The 17,379-nt window shown below is 59.0% G+C and carries 16 protein-coding genes; 3 read left to right on the plus strand and 13 right to left on the minus strand.

Features of this window, described 5'->3' with window-relative positions:
- Positions 1 to 75: 75 nt before the first annotated feature.
- Positions 76 to 1,251: an MFS transporter gene (locus ABLU73_RS05835; protein ID WP_043520214.1), complete on the minus strand. Its 1,176-nt coding sequence runs from the start codon at positions 1,249 to 1,251 to the stop codon at positions 76 to 78.
- A 209-nt stretch (positions 1,252 to 1,460) separates the two neighbouring features.
- Positions 1,461 to 2,681 carry a beta-ketoacyl-ACP synthase I gene (gene fabB, locus ABLU73_RS05840; protein ID WP_002913291.1) on the minus strand — a complete coding sequence of 407 codons (1,221 nt, stop codon included), beginning with the start codon at positions 2,679 to 2,681 and terminating at the stop codon, positions 1,461 to 1,463.
- 158 nt (positions 2,682 to 2,839) lie between these two features.
- On the opposite strand from fabB, the gene mnmC reads away from it, so the two are divergent.
- Entirely contained in the window at positions 2,840 to 4,828 is a 1,989-nt protein-coding gene (gene mnmC / locus ABLU73_RS05845) for a bifunctional tRNA (5-methylaminomethyl-2-thiouridine)(34)-methyltransferase MnmD/FAD-dependent 5-carboxymethylaminomethyl-2-thiouridine(34) oxidoreductase MnmC (protein WP_135731394.1), read from the plus strand.
- Between the two features lie 61 nt (positions 4,829 to 4,889).
- Here mnmC and ABLU73_RS05850 read toward each other — a convergent pair whose 3' ends face one another.
- The 6 genes from ABLU73_RS05850 to prmB are packed head-to-tail and all read right to left on the minus strand — an operon-like array spanning position 4,890 to position 9,447.
- Positions 4,890 to 5,171 carry a YfcL family protein gene (locus tag ABLU73_RS05850; protein ID WP_017899509.1) on the minus strand — a complete coding sequence of 94 codons (282 nt, stop codon included), beginning with the start codon at positions 5,169 to 5,171 and terminating at the stop codon, positions 4,890 to 4,892.
- Positions 5,172 to 5,202: 31 nt separating this feature from the next.
- The gene (locus tag ABLU73_RS05855) at positions 5,203 to 5,751 is read right to left on the minus strand and encodes an elongation factor P hydroxylase (protein WP_017899508.1); all 549 of its coding nucleotides are present in this window, start codon (positions 5,749 to 5,751) and stop codon (positions 5,203 to 5,205) included.
- Positions 5,751 to 6,560, minus strand: a complete 810-nt coding sequence (locus tag ABLU73_RS05860; RefSeq protein ID WP_004201787.1) for a sulfite exporter TauE/SafE family protein — start codon at positions 6,558 to 6,560, stop codon at positions 5,751 to 5,753. The genes ABLU73_RS05855 and ABLU73_RS05860 overlap by 1 nt, the downstream gene beginning before the upstream one ends.
- Positions 6,560 to 7,384 (minus strand): penicillin-insensitive murein endopeptidase, encoded by an 825-nt coding sequence (gene mepA, locus ABLU73_RS05865; RefSeq protein ID WP_004201788.1) that lies wholly within the window; start codon positions 7,382 to 7,384, stop codon positions 6,560 to 6,562. Before mepA ends, ABLU73_RS05860 begins: the two co-directional genes overlap by 1 nt.
- Before the next feature lie 2 nt (positions 7,385 to 7,386).
- A complete protein-coding gene (gene aroC, locus ABLU73_RS05870) occupies positions 7,387 to 8,472 on the minus strand; it encodes a chorismate synthase (protein ID WP_017899506.1) in 1,086 nt (361 codons plus the stop codon).
- 42 nt (positions 8,473 to 8,514) lie between these two features.
- Positions 8,515 to 9,447 (minus strand): 50S ribosomal protein L3 N(5)-glutamine methyltransferase, encoded by a 933-nt coding sequence (prmB, locus tag ABLU73_RS05875; RefSeq protein ID WP_002913346.1) that lies wholly within the window; start codon positions 9,445 to 9,447, stop codon positions 8,515 to 8,517.
- Positions 9,448 to 9,614: 167 nt separating this feature from the next.
- Between prmB and smrB the strand changes: the two genes are divergently transcribed.
- Positions 9,615 to 10,166, plus strand: coding sequence for an endonuclease SmrB (gene smrB / locus ABLU73_RS05880; RefSeq protein WP_017899504.1), 552 nt, complete (start codon positions 9,615 to 9,617; stop codon positions 10,164 to 10,166).
- 19 nt (positions 10,167 to 10,185) lie between these two features.
- Here the strand turns inward: smrB and sixA are convergent, their stop codons facing one another.
- From sixA to ABLU73_RS05900, 4 genes are all read right to left on the minus strand, one after another.
- Entirely contained in the window at positions 10,186 to 10,671 is a 486-nt protein-coding gene (gene sixA / locus ABLU73_RS05885; protein WP_004201794.1) for a phosphohistidine phosphatase SixA, read from the minus strand.
- Positions 10,672 to 10,880: 209 nt separating this feature from the next.
- The gene (gene fadJ / locus ABLU73_RS05890; RefSeq protein ID WP_048295256.1) at positions 10,881 to 13,025 is read right to left on the minus strand and encodes a fatty acid oxidation complex subunit alpha FadJ; all 2,145 of its coding nucleotides are present in this window, start codon (positions 13,023 to 13,025) and stop codon (positions 10,881 to 10,883) included.
- Positions 13,025 to 14,335 (minus strand): acetyl-CoA C-acyltransferase FadI, encoded by a 1,311-nt coding sequence (gene fadI, locus ABLU73_RS05895; protein WP_017899503.1) that lies wholly within the window; start codon positions 14,333 to 14,335, stop codon positions 13,025 to 13,027. The genes fadJ and fadI overlap by 1 nt, the downstream gene beginning before the upstream one ends.
- Before the next feature lie 158 nt (positions 14,336 to 14,493).
- Entirely contained in the window at positions 14,494 to 14,778 is a 285-nt protein-coding gene (locus ABLU73_RS05900) for a YfcZ/YiiS family protein (RefSeq protein ID WP_004201797.1), read from the minus strand.
- Positions 14,779 to 15,151: 373 nt separating this feature from the next.
- Here ABLU73_RS05900 and fadL point away from each other — a divergent pair, with 373 nt between their 5' ends.
- Complete coding sequence (fadL, locus tag ABLU73_RS05905) at positions 15,152 to 16,474, plus strand: long-chain fatty acid transporter FadL (RefSeq protein WP_004201798.1); 1,323 nt, start codon at positions 15,152 to 15,154, stop codon at positions 16,472 to 16,474.
- 58 nt (positions 16,475 to 16,532) lie between these two features.
- Here the strand turns inward: fadL and mlaA are convergent, their stop codons facing one another.
- Entirely contained in the window at positions 16,533 to 17,294 is a 762-nt protein-coding gene (mlaA, locus tag ABLU73_RS05910) for a phospholipid-binding lipoprotein MlaA (protein WP_004201799.1), read from the minus strand.
- Between the last annotated feature and the right edge of the window lie 85 nt (positions 17,295 to 17,379).

The following is a 17,379-nucleotide window of genomic DNA, read 5'->3' on the forward strand; positions in this document are numbered from 1 at the left end:
CAGGTGGCGTTCACGGCTCCCTTTCATGCCAAACGCCACGGTGTTGACTACAGCGGTTTCAGGCCGGACAACAACCTAGCGGCGAAATGAGATGAGGGTGACGAGGATCCCCAGCGCCGCGCAGAGGGCGCCGGCAAGAAATACCGACGAGTAGCCCAGCGAAGTGGCCAGTAGACCGGTCAGCGGCCCGGTCAGGCCATAAGAGATATCCTGAAAGGCCGCATAGCCGCCGAGCGCAGTGCCGCGCACCTGCGCCGGGACGCGCTTCACCACCTCCACACCAAGCGACGGGAAAATAAGCGAACAGCCGCATCCGGTCAGCGCCGCGCCGGCCAGCGCTACCCAGACGCCCGACGCCAGCCCCAGCAGCGTCAGACCGACCGCCTCTATCAGCAGCGAGACCATCGCCACTTTAACGCCGCCAAACCGATCCGGCATCCAGCCGAACAGCACCCGCATCAGCACAAAAGCGCCGCCAAACGCCGTCAGGGTAAAGCCGGCCATCGGCCAGTGATGGCTGGCAAAATAGAGGGAGACGAAGGTGCCGATCACCGCAAAGCCGACGCCCTGCAGGCCCAGACCAATCCCCGGCCGCCAGATCATGCCGATGACGCTCCACAGTGAAGGCCGCTCGCCTCCGTGCGCCGCCACTTTGCGCACCGTCCCGTTGATGAGCCAGGCGACGAGCGGCAGTGTCATGGTGACGCAGGCGAGGACCGCCACGCCAAAATGGCTATAAATTAACAATCCCAGCGGGGCGCCCACCGCCAGCGAACCGTACATCGCCATGCCGTTCCATGACATCACTTTGCCGGAGCGGGCCGGCCCCACCAGGCCCATCCCCCAGCTCAGGTTGCCGGTCAGCAGCTGGCTTTCGCCAAACCCGAGGATCAGGCGGCCCAGCAGCAACAGGCCCAGCTTCGCGAACACCGGCAGCGGCAGCAGCGCAGCGGCCAGCCAGGCCGCACCGGCCAGGGCGCAGGCCAGCATCCCCTGCAGGACGGAACGTTTGGCGCCGTACTGGTCTGCCAGACGCCCGGCGTAGCCGCGGGTCAGAACGGTGGCGAGGAACTGGATCCCCACCGCCACGCCGACCACAGTATTACCAAATCCCAGCTCCTGATGGACAAACAGCGGGATCACCGGCAGCGGCAAACCGACGGTCATATAGGTCAAAAAGACGGCGAATGTAATGCGAAAAAGCGAAAAATTCGCGGAAGAATGAGATGTTGTTTCAGTGACTGCGGACATGCATTACTCCAGATTCGCAGAGTAAGGCGAGCAAAGCGACACGCCCCCTCCACCTGACTATCAGGGTTAAGGCGCGTTGGTTGACGTTAAACGCTTACGCATTAGTGGAGAGACTAATGGATCCGCCAGCAGTGTGCCTGCGGGACCTTACCCTGTCAAGATGACAAAAAAGGGGAGCCGGTGGCTCCCCTCAGTGCATCGCGTGCTGATTAGGCGTTGTATTTACGCATCACCAGCGTGGCGTTGGTGCCGCCGAAGCCGAAGCTGTTGGACATCACGGTGGTCAGCTTAGCGTCAGTCGGTTTGGTGACGATGTTCAGGCCGGCTGCCTGCTCGTCCAGCTCTTCGACGTTGATGCTCGGCGCGATAAAGCCGTGCTCCAGCATCAGCAGGGAGTAGATAGCTTCCTGTACGCCTGCCGCGCCCAGCGAGTGGCCGGTCATCGCTTTGGTCGCCGAGATAGCCGGGCTGTTATCGCCGAACACTTCGCGGATCGCGCCCAGCTCTTTCACGTCGCCGACCGGCGTGGAGGTGCCGTGAGAGTTCAGGTAGTCGATCGGGGTATCCACGCCGTGCATCGCCATCTGCATACAGCGCACTGCGCCTTCACCCGATGGAGCTACCATGTCTGCGCCATCGGAGGTTGCGCCATAGCCGACGATTTCGGCATAGATGTGCGCGCCGCGCGCCAGAGCATGTTCCAGCTCTTCCACCACGACCATACCGCCGCCGCCGGCGATAACGAAGCCGTCACGGTTGGCGTCATAGGTGCGGGAGGCTTTTTCTGGAGTGTCGTTGTATTTGGTGGACAGCGCGCCCATGGCGTCGAACTCGCAGGCCATTTCCCAGCACAGCTCTTCGCCGCCGCCGGCAAAGACGATATCCTGTTTGCCCAGCTGAATCTGCTCTACCGCATTACCGATGCAGTGTGCGGAAGTGGCGCAGGCGGAGCTGATGGAGTAGTTAACGCCGTGGATTTTAAACGGCGTGGCGAGGCAGGCGGAAACGCCGGAAGCCATCGCTTTGGTGACCACATACGGACCCACGGCTTTCAGACCACGCGGGCTACGCATGGCATCAGCGCCGAAGACCTGGAATTTCGGGGAGCCGCCGCCGGAGCCTGCGATCAGGCCGACACGCGGGTTATTCTGGTATGCTTCCGGCGCCAGACCTGCGTCGGCAACGGCCTGTTCCATGGACAGGTAAGCATAGATGGAGGCGTCGCTCATGAAGCGCACTACTTTGCGGTCAATGAGGCCAGTGGTATCCAGTTTGACGTTGCCCCATACGTGGCTGCGCATCCCTGAATCTTTAAGCTCCTGAGAGAAAGTGATCCCTGAACGTCCTTCACGCAGAGATGCCAGGACTTCCTGCTGGTTATTACCGATGCTGGAAACGATGCCCAAGCCAGTAATCACTGCACGTTTCATTAAATACCTCTGTAAGTCGCACTATTTTAAGTTTCGTGTCGCACAATAGCGTACACTTGTACGCCGAACAAGTCCGATCAGACATTTTGTGTATAAATTTGCGCCCTCAGGCACACATCGCTAAGATCGCGCTACGCCTTGTGATTCGAGTAACTTACGTGAAACAAAACGCTATACAACCCGCCAACCTGGAATTCAATGCTGAGGGTACACCTGTTTCCCGAGATTTCGACGATGTTTACTTTTCCAATGACAACGGTCTGGAAGAGACGCGCTACGTCTTTCTCGGCGGTAATCGCCTGCCGGAGCGCTTCTCCAGCCACCCTCGCCCGCTGTTGATCGTCGCGGAGAGCGGCTTCGGCACCGGGCTCAATTTCCTCACCCTCTGGCAGGCGTTTGACGTTTTTGTTCGCGATAACCCGGACGTTACCCTGCAAAGGTTACATTTCATCAGTTTTGAGAAATATCCGCTGAAGGCGGAAGATCTCCGCCTGGCGCACCAGCGCTGGCCAGAGCTGGCCCCATGGGCAGAACAGCTGCAGGCGCAATGGCCTTCGGCCTTCGCCGGGTGCCATCGTCTGCTGCTCGACGGCGGACGGGTGACGCTCGATCTGTGGTTTGGCGATATCAACGAGCTGACCAGAGAGCTGGATGATTCGCTGAATCAGCAGGTGGACGCCTGGTTTCTCGACGGCTTTGCCCCGGCGAAAAATCCCGACATGTGGACCCAGGATCTGTTCAATGCCATGGCGCGCCTGGCGCGTCCCGGCGGAACGCTGGCCACTTTTACCTCCGCCGGTTTTGTCCGCCGCGGTCTGCAGGAAGCCGGATTTACCCTGCGTAAAACCAAGGGCTTCGGCCGCAAACGGGAGATGCTGACCGGCGAGATGGCGCAAACGCTGGCCTTTCCGGCGCGCGCGCCCTGGTTCGCCCGCCGCGGCAGCGAGGCCCGCGAAGCGGCCATCGTCGGCGGCGGTATCGCCAGCGCCCTGCTCTCCCTGGCGCTGCTGCGTCGCGGCTGGCAGGTGACCCTCTACTGCGCGGACGACGCCCCGGCGCAGGGCGCCTCCGGTAATCGCCAGGGCGCGCTCTACCCGCTGTTAAGCCAGCACGATCCGGCGCTGGCGCGCTTTTTCCCCGCCGCCTTTACCTTCGCCCGCCGCACCTACGACGCGCTGCCGGTGCTGTTCGATCATCAATGGTGCGGGGTCACCCAGCTTGGCTGGGATGAAAAAAGCGCGCACAAAATCGCCCAGATGCTGGCCCTGGAGTTGCCCCCTGATATCGCCTGCGCGGTGACGGCGGATCAGGCCGCGGAGCTGACCGGCGTCGAGACCGGCTGCGGCGGCATAACCTATCCGGCCGGCGGTTGGCTGTATCCACAGCAGCTCACCGCCGAGCTGCTGGCGCTGGCGGCAACTCGCGGTCTGCACGTGCATTATGGTTATCAGGTCGAGACGCTGAGTGTGGAAGGCGATGGCTGGCTGCTCAACCACCAGCGCTATCATCAGGCGGTCGTGCTGGCCAACGGCCACCGCATCGCGGATTTTGCGCAAACCGCGCCGTTGCCCGTCTATCCCGTGGGTGGCCAGGTCAGCCATATACCCACCACCCCGCGGCTTTCCGCCTTGCGCCAGGTGCTGTGCTACGACGGCTACCTGACGCCGCAGAATCCGCAAAACCAGCAGCATTGTATTGGCGCCAGCTACCATCGCGGCAAAACCGACACCACCTTCAGCGAAGAAGATCAGCAGCACAACCGGCAACGGCTGGTCGACTGCTTCCCGGGCGCGGAGTGGCCGCAGGACGTGGATATCAGCGCAAGTGACGCCCGCTGCGGCGTGCGCTGCGCCACCCGCGATCATTTGCCGATGGTCGGCAACGTGCCGGACTATGCGGCGACATTGACGCAATACGCCAACCTCCACGAACGGCAGGATAGCGCCGGTAGCGCGCCGATCTTTCATAACCTGTTTATGCTTGGCGCCCTCGGATCGCGAGGCATTTGCACCGCGCCGTTAAGCGCTGAGATACTGGCGGCGCAGATGAGCGCTGAACCGCTGCCGCTGGATAGCGACACCCTGGCGGCGCTGAATCCGAATCGGCTATGGGTGAGAAAACTGCTGAAGGGAAAAGCGGTGAAATAAAACCATGAGGGCAGGCTATTTCCCGGGTACGGCTGACGCCTGACCCGGGCTACAACATGGCTCAGGCCTGATTTTTCGCCTGCAGATACAGGTTTTCCCACATGCCCTGCACCAGAATTTGGTCCGGCGGCGACAGCTCGCCAGCGCCGATGGCTTTCTCCAGGCTATGGCTGACTTTGCTGTGTATCGCTTCAGCTGAATGCTCGCCCTCACCTTCCAGCTCAGCCACCGCCAGCGTCAGGTGGCCGCGCAGATAACCGCCGGCAAACAGTTCATCATCACTGGCGTGGTCTACCATGTTGTCAATCAGCGCCAGAATGCGTGATTCAAACTCCGCGATCATCGTCTTACCTCTTGTCATGTAATGTGTGGCCTTAGTGCAGGTCTTCCGGCCACGGAAAGTGTTCTGCCGTCAATGGCGGCGTTTGATAATAGTGTTGTAGTGCGCGAATAAGACGCGCCGGACGTTCGGGGATCCCTTGTTCAAGCAGAGTCATCACCTGGGCATGTACCCGGCGCTGAAAGGCGATGCGATCGGGTTCGACGTCACCTTCCAGATTGTCACAGCTGACGTTAAACGGAAATCCCGCCGCCACGCAGAACAGCCACTCCAGGGCCTGCGGTTTCACCTCGACGTCCTCAAACTGGCTTTGGGTCATTGCATCGCGACCGTCCGGGCAGTACCAGTAGCCGAAATCCACCAGCTCGCGGCGGGCTTTGCCGGCGATACACCAGTGGGAGATCTCGTGCAGGGCGCTGGCAAAAAAACCGTGCGCGAAGACGATACGGTGATATGGCGTGCCATCGTCTGCCGGAAGGTAGATCGGCTCATCGTCGCCTTTCACCAGGCGAGTATTAAAATCTGCGGCAAAGCAGCTATCGAAGAGATCGATCAGCTGCTGATAATGGTGTTGCTGTTGCATTAATGAATTCCCAACCACTGCAAAATCTCCGCCCCGTGGCTGTCGTAGAGAAGCTTCGCGCTCATCACCGCCGAGACGATAACGATCATCGGTCGGATCAGCGATTGCCCTTTACTCAGAACCAGCCGGGAGCCGGCGCGGGCGCCAATAAATTGTCCGGCCATCATCACAAAGCCGGTGGCCCAGATAACCTTCCCGCCGATAATAAACAGCAGCAGGCCGCCGACGTTCGAGGTGGCGTTGAGCAGTTTGGCGTGGGCCGTCGACTTCGCCAGGTTAAACCCGGCGAGGGTGACAAACGCCAGCGCATAAAACGAACCGGCGCCGGGGCCGAAAAAACCGTCGTAAAACCCGACGCTGCCGCCAGCGACCAGCGCAAACGGCAGACCGTAGAGCCGACGCTGCCGGTCCGCTTCGCCCAGTTTCGGCATCAGCAGAAAATAGAGACCGATGCCGATCACCAGCAACGGCAGGATCTGCTTAAGAATATCGGACTGCACGTGCTGGACCAGCAGCGCGCCGGCGGTTGAACCGATAAAGGTCATCAGAATATTCAGCTTCTGATCGGCGAGATTGACCACCTTGCGCCGGACAAAGTAGAGGGTCGCCGACAGCGATCCGCCGCAGGCCTGCAGCTTATTGGTCGCCAGCGCCTGGGCCGGCGGCATGCCTGCCGCCATAAGCGCTGGCACGGTCAGTAAGCCCCCGCCCCCGGCCAGTGAATCAATAAAACCGGCCAGGATGGCGACAAAAAAAAGCACCACCAGCACCAGCGGCGATACGGAAAACAACTCGATAAAACTATCCATTACAGCACATGCTCATCCAGTAGCGCCTGGCAGGAAGGCGGCAACGGCGGCGGCGTCTTCTTCACAGGTGGGGTAGACCCGGGTTTAGGTGGCTCGAACCAGCTCTGCAGCTCCGCTCCGCAGCCATCGCCGGCCGGCGGTGGCGCCTGATCTTCGCACTCCAGGCTGCCTGCCGGGCAGCGCAGACGGACGTGCATATGGGCGCGATGCTGGAACCAGGGACGAACTTTGCGCAGCCACTGGCGGTCGCTTCCCGCGTCCAGGCACAGCTGCTGTTTAATCGCCGGGTTGACGAAGATGCGGGTCACCTCGCTATCTTCCGCCGCCAGCTTGATCAGCTGGCTGATTTGCGGACTCCACAGCGACGGTACCACGCGTTTGCCATCGCTGGCGACCAGATCCAGGGCCTGCGGCTTCAGCAGCTGGGACGATGTCCAGCGCGTCTGCGGCAGCTGGAGGAAGATATCGACATCGAGGCCCGTCTGATGGCTGGCGTGGCCGCCGTTAAAACGGCCGCCTGCCGGCATCCCCATGTCGCCAATCAGCACGGTCCCCATGCCTTTATTGTGCACCTGATTGCTCAGGCGCTGAATAAACTGAATCAGATCCGGATGACCGAAGTAGCGCCGCTGATCGGTACGCATCACCTGATAGCCGACAGCGTTCAGCGGCAGCGCCTCGGCGCCAACGATACAGCCATTGGAGAACGCGCCAATCGACTGCGCGCTGCCGCCGATTGGCTGGGATATCTTCTGCCATGGCGTGGCGGCCAGGCTGCCGGCGCTGGCCAGCAGCGCCAACAGGGCGATAACGGTGTTTTTCATGGTTACCAGCGTGGAATTGTCGTCGTCACGTCGCCATTCTGCGCGCGCTGACGCATAAAATGATCCATTAAAACGATCGCCAGCATGGCCTCAGCGATCGGTACGGCGCGAATGCCGACGCACGGATCGTGACGCCCTTTGGTGATCATCTCCACCTCTTCGCCAAAGCGGTTAATGGTATGACCGGGAACGGTAATACTGGAGGTCGGCTTCAGCGCGATGTTGGCAACGATCTGCTGACCGCTGCTGATGCCGCCAAGAATGCCGCCGGCGTGGTTGCTCTGGAATCCGGCTTTGGTGATCTCATCGCGGTTTTCGCTGCCGCGCAGCTTCACCACCTCGAAACCGTCGCCAATCTCCACGCCTTTCACGGCGTTGATGCTCATCAGCGCATGGGCGATATCGGCGTCAAGGCGGTCAAAGACCGGCTCGCCAAGGCCCGGCGGTACGCCGTCGGCGACGACGGTAACTTTGGCGCCAATGGAGTCGCCCTCTTTTTTCAGACCGCGCATCAGTTCATCGAGAGCGTCGATTTTCTCCGGATCCGGGCAGAAGAAGGGATTCTGTTCAACCTGTTCCCAGTCCTTAATGGCCAGCGGAATGTCGCCCATCTGCGTCAGGCAACCGCGAATGACGATGCCGAACTTCGCGGCGAGGAATTTTTTGGCAATCGCCCCGGCCGCCACGCGCATCGCGGTTTCGCGGGCGGAGGAGCGACCGCCGCCACGATAGTCGCGTAGACCATACTTTTGTTCGTAGGTGTAATCCGCATGGCCAGGACGAAACAGATCTTTGATCGCGCCGTAATCCTGCGAACGCTGATCGGTGTTCTCAATCAGCAGCCCGATACTGGTCCCGGTGGTGACGCCTTCGAAGACGCCGGAGAGGATTTTGACCTGATCCGGCTCGCGACGCTGCGTGGTGTAACGCGAGGTGCCCGGGCGACGACGATCGAGGTCGTGCTGCAGATCGGCTTCGGTCAGAGGAATGCCCGGCGGCACACCATCAACGATGCAGCCAAGCGCCAGGCCGTGCGACTCGCCGAAGGTGGTGACGCGAAAGAGTTGTCCAATTGTATTTCCTGCCATCACGGCTCCATTATTTGTCGTTATGTTGGCGTGTTGTTTTTTTTAGTCTTTATAAATACCGAAGTGCGCGCGAGCGTCAATCAGCTGTTGTTTGGTCAGCATAAAGACGCCGTCGCCGCCGTTATCAAACTCAAGCCAGGTAAACGGCACGTCCGGATACTGCTCCATCAGATGTACCATGCTGTTACCGACTTCACAAATCAGAATGCCGTCGTCGCTGAGATAATCCGGCGCATTGCCGAGGATGCGGCGCGTCAGCTTCAGGCCATCGCTTCCGGAGGCCAGACCCAGTACCGGCTCATGCTCATACTCTTCCGGCAGGTCGGCCATGTCCTCTTCATCGACATACGGCGGATTAGTGACGATCAGATCGTACTGTAGCTTCGGCAGATCGCGAAACAGGTCGGAACGGATCGGGGTCACGTGATGGATCAGGCCATGGGATTCCACGTTGTGCTCGGCGACGGCCAGCGCGTCCGGGGAGATATCCACGGCGTCGACTTCGGCTTCCGGGAAGGCATAGGCGCAGGCGATGGCGATGCAGCCGCTGCCGGTGCACATATCAAGGATATGCTGCGGCTTATGGTTAATTAGACCGGCAAACTGGTTATTGATCAGTTCGCCGATCGGGGAGCGCGGCACCAGCACCCGCTCATCAACGTAAAACTCATGGCCGCAGAACCACGCTTTGTTGGTCAGATAGGCGACGGGAATACGCTCGTTCACGCGGCGAATCACCCGCTCTACAATGCGGTGTTTCTCGCTGGAGGTCAGGCGCGCAGTGCGCATATCTTCCGGGATATCCAGCGGCAGATACAGCGAAGGCAGCACCAGTTGTACCGCCTCGTCCCACGGGTTGTCAGTCCCGTGACCGTACCAGATATTAGCAGCGCTGAAACGGCTTACCGCCCAGCGCAGCATGTCCTGAATGGTATGCAGCTCATTGACTGCCTCATCAACAAAAATTTTATCCACGACATCCTCCAGGGCACACTCTGCTATAAATTCGGCGGCTAGTGTGCCATGAAGACGGCGATAAATCAGCATTCTTGCGTGGGGTGGCGGGGGAAAAAACAGGTTTTCCTTGCCCGAAGGGATATTGAGTCGGGTAAACTAGCGCAAAGTATTAATGAGAGCGGACAATGAAAAAGAAGACATCGCTTAGCGAGGAGGATCAGGCGCTGTTCCGTCAGCTGATGACTGGCACGCGGCAGATCAAACAGGACACCATCGTGCACCGCCCGCAGCGCAAGAAAATCACCGAGGTTGCCCCTAAGCGTCTGTTGCAGGAACAGGCCGACAACAGCCACTATTTTTCCGATGAGTTTCAGCCGCTACTGAATACCGAAGGCTCGACGAAATATGTCCGCGCCGACGTCAGCCATTTTGAGCTGAAAAAGCTGCGCCGTGGGGATTATTCGCCGGAACTGTTTCTCGATTTGCATGGGCTCACCCAGCAGCAGGCCAAACAGGAACTGGGCGCGCTGATTGCCGCCTGCCGCCGCGAGCATGTGTTTTGCGCCTGCGTGATGCACGGGCACGGCAAGCACATTCTCAAACAGCAAACCCCGCTGTGGCTGGCGCAGCATCCACACATCATGGCTTTTCATCAGGCGCCAAAAGAGTACGGCGGTGACGCCGCACTGCTGATTCTGATAGAGGTCGAGGAGTGGCAACCACCGGAGCTGCCTTGACGGCGAGCTCCGGGGGCCGTCAGATGGCGTTGGCCATTTTGAGGTTGCAGGGGCTTTTCTGCCAGAGGTATTCACCCTTGCCGTCGGCGTCCAGATTGACGCAGGCGATAGCCGAGGTGGTGAACATCGGGGGCGTTTCCCCCGGGCACAGCTCTGAGACGAGGTACCCCACCAGCGGCAGGTGGGAGACGACCAGCGCCGTCGCCACGCCTTCATTTGCCAGCGCCTGCAGATAGGCGCTCACCATACCTACATCGCCGCACGGCGTGAGTTCCGGCATCACGTCGACATGTTTCGGCAGGTTCATGCACTCCCCAACAATATCCAGCGTCTGTTCCGCACGCAGATAGGGACTGACAAGAACGCGCTCAATATCCACTTTTTGACCTTTCAGCCAGGTTGCCATCTGACGAGACTCATCACAACCGCATACGGTTAATGGACGAACCGAGTCGCTGGCTGCATCGAGGGCAGCGTCGCCGTGACGCATAATAAAAACTTGCATATTGCACCGCTTTTGTTAACCAGAAGCACCGAAGTTTAGCCTGCGAAGACAATACGCAGGCAACCCGGTGGCCGGGCATTGTGCCTGATCCATTCAACGAATGAAACGCTGTTTTTTACCTCAATGGCGTAAGTATAGTCAATGATTGTTTACAAAACAGCCAATCAACAGCGTCATCCGCAGCCGGATTTACCTTCTTTGACCACAACTTAGGTCAGCCGTTCATCCGCTGGCCAAAAGGTGGTCCCCTGTTCGGCCATGCGTAACAAAGTGTCACAGGGTGTAAAACGTGGGCCGTACTGGGCGGCCAGGCGCTGCAGGATCGCGGCAACTTCACCCGCGCCGATAGTATCCATATACCGGAACGGGCCGCCAAGAAATGGCGGAAACCCTATACCAAATACGGCGCCGATATCACCATCGCGCGCGCTACGGATGATCTGCTCATCAAAGCAGCGCGCCGCCTCGTTAAGCATCAGCATCACACAGCGCTCGGCCACCTGCTGCGCGGACAACCGCGACTGCGGGCGGTCGATGCCCAGCAGCGGATAGACTGCCGGGTCGGGCCGTTTTTTGCTTTTACGCCCTTTTATCTCATAAAGATAGAAACCACGATTATTTTTTCTACCTTTGCGATCGTCCTTCAAAATCGCGTCAATGATGTTTGCAGGCGGGCTAAAACGTTCTCCAAAGGCATTCTCCAGTACGGGAATAATTTTGGTGCCGGTATCGATACCCACCTCATCCAGCAGTTGAACCGGTCCCACCGGAAAACCGAATTTCACCAGGGCCTTATCAATCACCTCAACCGGTTCTCCCTCCACCAGCAGACGCATCGCTTCATTTATATACGGCGCGAGAATGCGGTTCACATAGAAGCCCGCTTTGTCCGCCACGACGATCGGCGTTTTCCCCTGACGTTTAGCCAGTTGCACCACCGTGGCAATGGTCTGCGGATCGGTTCCCTTATGCGGGATCACCTCAACCAGCGGCATTTTCTCCACCGGACTGAAAAAGTGCAGGCCGACCACCCGCTCAGGGTGGCTGGCATGGGCGGCTATATCGCCTATCGGTAACGACGACGTATTCGAGGCAAAGATAGTCTGCGGCCCGCCGTTTTGCTCCACTTCACTGACCATCCGCTGTTTCAGCGCCAGGTCTTCGAATACCGCCTCAATCACCACGTCGCGATGGGCAAAGCCCTGATAGTCGGTAGTGCCTGTGATCAGCGCCAGCTGACGATCGCGCTCGCTGGGGCGCAGTCGGCGCTGGCGAACCTGTTTGTTCAGCAGATCCCAGCTGTACTTTAAGGCGTGGTTGATCCCGCTCGGCTGAATATCTTTAATTCGCACCGGCAGTCCGCCTTTACAGGCGGTCACATAGGCGATCCCCCCGCCCATCAGGCCGCCGCCCAGGACTGCAACGCTTCTCAGCGGAGCGGGTTCCGCCTCGGCGCCACGGTCTTTTTTCAGATCGGTACTGGCAAAGAAGATCGATCGCAGCGCCTGCGACTGCGGGGTCATCGCCAGTTCGCCAAACGCGCGGGCCTCTTCGGCGTAACCGCTGCTGCAGCCGTGGGCCAGACCATTCTCGACGACCTGCAAAATTCGCTTCACCGCCGGGTAGTTGCCCTGGGTCTTGCGCTGCGTTTGCTTGCCAACGTACTGAAATAACAGATGGCGACCGAGGGGGCCCGCCAGCACGCGTTCGCGAACCGGCACCTCGCGGCTGGTCGGGCGTCCCTTCAGCGCCAGCTCCACCGCCGCCTGCAGTAAAATTGTCTGCGGCACCACCTCGTCCACCAGACCGGCCTTCAGCGCCTGGCGCGGCCGTAATTGCCTGCCGGTGAGCATCATATCCAGCGCCGTGCTGACGCCGATTAGCCGCGGTAAACGCTGCGTCCCACCGGAACCCGGCAGCAGACCAAGCTGTACCTCCGGCAACCCGAGTCGGGTTTTTTCGTCATCGCTACAGATGCGGCCATGGCAGGCCAGCGCCAGCTCCAGTCCGCCGCCCAGACAGGCGCCATGGATGGCGGCAATGACCGGAATCGACAAGCCATGGATTTCGGCCATAATCTGCTGCCCCTGGCGCGCCAGCGCTTCCGCCTCCTGCGCGCTGCGGCAGCGGGTAATCATGTTGATGTCTGCGCCGGCGATAAAGTTATCGGCTTTGGCGGAGATAAATACCACGCCGCGCACCGACTTATCGTCGCGTATCTGGCGTATCAGTCCCCGCACCTGATTGCCGAACTCGGCCTTCAGGGTATTCATTTTTTCACCCGGAGCATCAATGGTGATCACCGCGATTTTGTCCTCACGGACCTCAAGCTTAAAAGCGGAAACAGTATCCATTATTCAGCCTCCACAATCATCGCCGCGCCCAGACCGCCTGCCGCGCAGGCCGTCACCAGACCAAATCCCCCTCCCCGTCGCCGCAGCTCATGCAGCGTCTGGGTGATCATCCGCGCGCCGGTGGCGGCAAAGGGGTGACCGTAGGCGATAGAGCCGCCGAGGACGTTAAATTTACTCTCATCCACCTCACCGGTGGCCTGCGCGCGGCCCAGCACCTCGCGGGAAAAGCGGTCGCTTGCCAGACACTGGAGATTGGCCAGCGTCTGCGCGGCGAAAGCTTCGTGCATATCGATAAGCGTGAGATCCGCCAGCGTCAGGCCAGCGCGCTCCAGCGCCAGCGGCGTGGACCATGCGGGCCCCAGCAGCATATCCTGCCAGACATCGATGGCGGTAAAGGCATAGCTGCGCAGATAACCCAACGGCGTCAGACCCAGCTCTTTGGCCCGCGACTCGGTCATCAGGATCACCGCCGCCGCGCCATCCGTCAGCGGCGTGCTGTTGGCGGCGGTAACGGTGCCATGTTTACGGTCGAAGGCCGGACGTAACTTTTGGTAATCCGCGAGGGTTGAATTTTTACGGATATTGTTATCCTGCTCCAGCGGTTCGCGGAAGGGAGAAGCATAGGCGGTCATCACCTCTGCGGACAGCTTGCCCTCCTCCCAGGCTTTCGCTGCCAGCTGGTGTGAACGATGTGCCAGCGCATCCTGTTGTTCCCGGGTGATCCCCCAGCTTTTCGCCATCTGCTCGGCGGTATCGCCCATCCGTAAGCCGGTTGAATATTCAGCAACCGCCGGGGGAACCGGCAGCAGGTCGCGCGGCCGCAGGCGGGAAAACAGCTTCAGTTTCTGGCTCAGCGTGCGGGCTTTGTTCGCATCTACCAGCGCACGGGCCAGCGTTTTGCTGACGCCGATAGGCAACACAGAGGAGGAGTCGGCACCGCCGGCGATACCGGCGCGGATGGTGCCGGCCATCAGGCTTTCGGCGACATTCGCCACGGCCTGGAAGCTGGTGGCGCAGGCGCGACTGACGCTGTAAGCGTCGGTGTGCACGCTCATTCCGGTACCGAGCACAATTTCCCGGGCGATATTCGGCGCCTCCGGCATCTGCACGACCTGACCGAAGACCAGTTGCTCAATGGCTTGCGCAGGAATGTCGCTGCGCGCCAGCATTTCGCCAACCACCATTTTTCCTAAATCAACGGCGGGAATGCCATGAAATGCCGTCGCCTGACGCGCAAACGGCGTGCGTAACCCTGTGACAATGGCAATGCGATCGCCCTGCCGGGTGATAAGCGGTAATGCCTGACTCATAACTCTCCCCTGTTAACCAAGACAAACAAGTGGTCTGACCTGATAGCATTGTTAACTAATTTTTTACATTAAGCCAATCGGGGAAGCGAAAAATTGCGAGCCAAAACACATTGAACGGAAAAGATAACGCCCCTTTCACGGGGCGTTAAGCGGAGGGATTAACGCAGACCCAACTGGAAGATCAGGGATTCGGCCTCACAGCTAAACACAAAATCGATATCCAGCTGTACGCCGCCGTCAACGTCGGCGAAGACGGGATTAATCTTGCACGGTTCAGATTCCACACTGCGGGCTTTTTCGCTCAGCGCGGCGAGCATTTGCTCTGCTTCCGCACGGTTGGCGAATACGCGGCTGTATGAGGCGGTGCAGTCGGTGTTGTCGACAATGGTCCCAACATCCATACAGCAGCAAACCGGGGTTTCATCAGCGCTACATTTACTCATCGTAGATTTCCTCTGGATATGCACCTGCGGTGCCAGACAATTTATGTGCCTATTTTACGCCCGCTCTCTGGTCTGCCTCCAGCCGATAATCGCCATCGCGGCGTTAAGTGACAGAAATCACACTTAAAAATGATCTAAAACAAAAATCACCTTTTTTCTCTCTCCTTCCCCCCGACAATTTTGCCAGCTGGATCGCGTTTCTGTTATCACAATTGAAAAACTTCATAAACAAACTTGCAACAACTCATCTGGTCAGACCTATACTCAGCGCACTGGTCTGATTTCTCTGTTGTACCGCAGACCCTACACTTCCGCGCTTCTGTTACGGCATGTAACATAGTTTAAAAAAAAATAACTCAATGAGGTTATGGGCATGAGCCAGAAAACCCGCTTTACCCAATCTGCCCTTGCAGTGGCTGTCGCACTTGTTTCCACCCAGGCCTGGTCAGCAGGCTTCCAGCTCAACGAATTCTCTTCATCAGGGCTGGGTCGGGCCTATTCCGGTGAAGGGGCTATCGCAGACGATGCAGGCAATGCCAGTCGTAACCCGGCATTAATTATGATGTTTGACCGTCCGACCATGTCGGCGGGCGCCGTTTTTGTCGACCCGGGCGTCAATGTCTCCGGGACTTCACCCACCGGCAAAAGCCTGAATGCAGACAATATCGCCCCGACGGCGTGGGTACCTAACTTCCACTTTGTCGCGCCGATTAACGATCAGTTTGGTTGGGGGGCGTCCATCACCTCCAACTACGGCCTGGCAACCGAATACAACGATGACTATGCCGCCGGCAGCATGGGCGGGAAAACCGACCTGACCACCGCGAACTTTAACCTGAGCGGCGCCTACCGTCTCGACAGCAACTGGAGCTTCGGCTTAGGCTTTGACGCGGTCTACGCTAAGGCGAAGATCGAGCGCTATGCTGGCGATCTGGGGCAGATTGTCGCTGGCTCGGGCGCGCTGCCGCCGGCGCTGGCGGGCCAGGTAGCGAAGATCCCGGCCGACACGCAGATCGCCCATCTTAACGGCAACGCCTGGGGCTTTGGCTGGAACGCCGGTATCCTCTACGAGCTGGATAAAAATAACCGCTACGGTTTAACCTACCGTTCCGAGGTCAAGATCGACTTCGACGGTAACTACCGCAGCAGCCTGCCGGCAGCCTATAACCAGATCCTCGGCAACTTCGGTCTGCCAGCAGGTACTAATGGCCAAACCACCGACGGTTCACTGACCCTTAACCTGCCGGAAATGTGGGAGCTGTCGGGTTATAACCGCGTAGCGCCGCAGTGGGCGGTCCACTACAGTCTGACCTACACCAGCTGGAGTCAGTTCCAGGAGCTGAAAGCCACCGGCAGCAACGGCCAGACGCTGTTCTATAAAGAGGAAGGCTTTAAGGACGCCTACCGACTTGCGTTGGGGACCACCTATTATTATGACGATAACTGGACCTTCCGCACCGGTATCGCCTTCGATGACAGCCCGGTACCAGCCAACAATCGCTCCATTTCCATTCCGGATCAGGATCGCCTGTGGCTGAGCGCGGGTACCACCTACGCGTTCAACAAGGATGCGTCGGTTGACGTCGGGATTTCCTATATGCACGGGCAGCATGTTGAAATCAAGGAAGGCCCGTATACCTTCCGCTCCGAAGGGACCGCCTGGCTGTACGGCGCCAACTTCAACTACCGCTTCTGATAAGCGGCACACAACAAAAAAGGGTGAACATCATGTTCACCCTTTTTTTCTTTGCCGATTACTGTGAATCGATATCTTTCAGTTCATCCTGAATGGCCTGGGCGTTCGGATTGTCCGCCGGGGTCAGCTTACCGCCGTTGGCGATAAAGTCATGACGCTGGAAGTAAGCTTCACGCACCATAATGTAAGGATCGGAAGACTGGCGCAGCAGGCCGTCGGAATCCAGCAGCTGAGCGCGTGTTTCAATGCCTTCCACCGCCCATTTGCCGATCGACATCGGCCAGGTCAGCCAGGAGAGCACCGGATAAAGGCCATCGGCCATATCGCCGCCTTCGTCGCGCAGGGTAAAGCTGCCGTAGAATGGCAGTTGCACATACGGACCATAGCCGACGCCATAGTGGCCAAGCGTGCTGCCGAAACGATGCGGTTCAACGCGCTGCAGCTGCGGATTAGCCATCCCGGCGACATCGATCAGCCCCCCCATCCCGAGGATGGTGTTCAGGAAGAAGCGGGTAAAGTGGACCATCCCTTTATAGGGGTCGCCCTGCAGGAAGGAGTTCACCATCACCGCCGGCTCTTCCAGGTTGCTGGTGAAGTTACTTAAGCCATTGCGCGCCGGCTGCGGAACATAGTCACGCCATGCCACCGCGACGGGACGAAGCACGTAAGGATCAACCACGTTAAAGTTGAAATTGAACATCGTGCGGTTAAACCCTTCTAACGGGTCTGAGCGCCCCTGCGGCTGATCGCCAGAGCTGGAACTGGCACATCCCACCAGCAATGTGGCGCCAAGCGCAAGCGCCGACAGGCGATAATTCATAGATGTCTCCCTGGTTTTTATGGCTATCGCGAGTTGCCATCCATGACGGAAAGACAACGTTTCCGCCCGTAAAGATGTGAGCGAT

Source organism: Klebsiella sp. GG_Kp175 (genome assembly GCF_040062325.1).
GTDB lineage: Bacteria > Pseudomonadota > Gammaproteobacteria > Enterobacterales > Enterobacteriaceae > Klebsiella > Klebsiella quasipneumoniae.